Here is a 1721-nt window from a genome sequence, read left to right as displayed (position 1 = left end):
TCAAACGCCGGACGGGCTGAGATGCCCTTACTGGTCCGACGAGAATCTCAGGGCCGCCGCCGGGATCCTCGCGTCGCACCACACCCTCGCCCCGTCACGGAGTTCGTTGTCGGGGCCGATCACCGCGCCGTCGCCGATGACCGTGCCGGTGAGGACCGAGCGTTCGCCCACGCGGGCCCGGGTGCCGATGAGGGAGTCGGTGATGACCGCGCCGGGTTCGATGACCGCTCCGGGCAGGATCGTCGAGCCGAAGACCCGGGCGCCCTCCGCGACGAACGCGCCCTCGCCGACCACCGTGCCGCCGGTCAGCTTCGCGTCGGGGGCGACCGTGGCCGTCGGCAGGATCAGTCGGTCGCCGCAGCGGCCGGGGAGCGCGGGGGACGGAGCACGGCCGAGGACCAGGTCCGCCGAGCCCCGGACGAAGGCCGCCGGGGTGCCGAGGTCCAGCCAGTACGTCGAGTCGACCATGCCCTGGAGGTGGGCGCCCGCGGAGAGGAGGTCGGGGAAGGTCTCTCGTTCCACCGAGACCGGGCGGCCGGCCGGGATCGTGTCGATGACCGAGCGGCGGAAGACGTAGGCACCCGCGTTGATCTGGTCGGTGACGATCTCCTCGGGGGTCTGGGGTTTCTCCAGGAAGGCCAGGACCCTGCCCGTGTCGTCCGTGGGGACCAGGCCGTACGCCCTCGGGTCCGTCACCTTGGTGAGGTGGAGCGAGACGTCCGCGGACGTCTCCTCGTGGGTGGCCACCAGGCGCCTGATGTCGAGGCCGGTGAGGATGTCGCCGTTGAAGATCAGTACCGGGTCGTCGGGGCCCGAGTGGAGTCGGGACGCCACGTTGCGGATGGCGCCGCCGGTGCCCAGGGGCTCGTCCTCGGTGACGTACTCGATGTGCAGGCCCAGCGACGAGCCGTCGCCGAAGTACGGTTCGAAGACCTCCGCCAGATAGCTCGTCGCGAGGACGATGTGGTCCACGCCTGCCGCTCTCGCCCGCGCCAGCTGGTGCGTGAGGAACGGCACCCCGGCCGCCCTGACCATGGGCTTGGGCGTGTGCACCGTGAGCGGGCGCAACCGGGTGCCCTTGCCGCCGACCAGGAGGATCGCTTCTGTCACCTTCGTCTCTGCTTCCTGCCGGGACCGGCCGAACTGTCTTTCGGCCGGCCAGTGTATGCAGACCGTTGTGCGCCAACTTCGATGGCCGTGCGGTGTCCCACGCGCAGTCCTCCCGACGGCTGTGGATGTGCCCCCCGCTGGACGTGTCCCTTCGTCCCGCCGGATCCCGCCGGGGCCTCCCCCGGCCCCGGGGTTCCGGGTCCGCGACGTCAGCGGCCCTGGTAGCCGGCCGCGGTCGTACGGGCCGAGCCGAGCTTGCCGTAGAGCTGCCGTCCTGGGCATTCCGTGGCGAAGCCGTCCCGGTGTCCGGAGATCACGTTCAGTCGTACGTTCTTACCTTTTCGGTAGAGATTGCCACCGCCGGACTTCAGGTATGTCTTTCCGTTCGGATTGGCTCCGAACAAACCCAGCTTCCATGCCGTCAGGCGGGCGATGCCCTTGACCGCGGCGGCGGACGGTTTGGTGGAGGTGAACGTGCCGAGGACGGCGATCCCCATGCTGTTGCTGTTGAAACCGAGGGTGTGGGCGCCCAGGACCGGCTTCGCCACACCCCCCGCGCGGCCCTCGTAGATGTTGCCGCACTTGTCGACGAGGAAGTTGTAGCCGATGTC

The 1721-nt window shown here is 69.8% G+C and carries 2 protein-coding genes; both read right to left on the bottom strand.

Annotated elements, in window-relative coordinates:
- Positions 1–27 precede the first annotated feature (27 nt).
- Complete coding sequence (manB, locus tag BZL64_RS25770; protein ID WP_086771579.1) at positions 28–1110, bottom strand: mannose-1-phosphate guanylyltransferase; 1083 nt, start codon at positions 1108–1110, stop codon at positions 28–30.
- A gap of 209 nt (positions 1111–1319) precedes the next feature.
- On the bottom strand, positions 1320–1721 hold a 402-nt coding region (locus BZL64_RS25765; RefSeq protein ID WP_208639520.1), incomplete at its 5' end, for an N-acetylmuramoyl-L-alanine amidase.

The sequence above is a fragment of the Streptomyces bobili genome, from assembly GCF_002154575.1.
Taxonomy (GTDB): Bacteria; Actinomycetota; Actinomycetes; order Streptomycetales; family Streptomycetaceae; genus Streptomyces; species Streptomyces bobili.
This window is presented reverse-complemented; position numbering and strand designations above follow the sequence as displayed.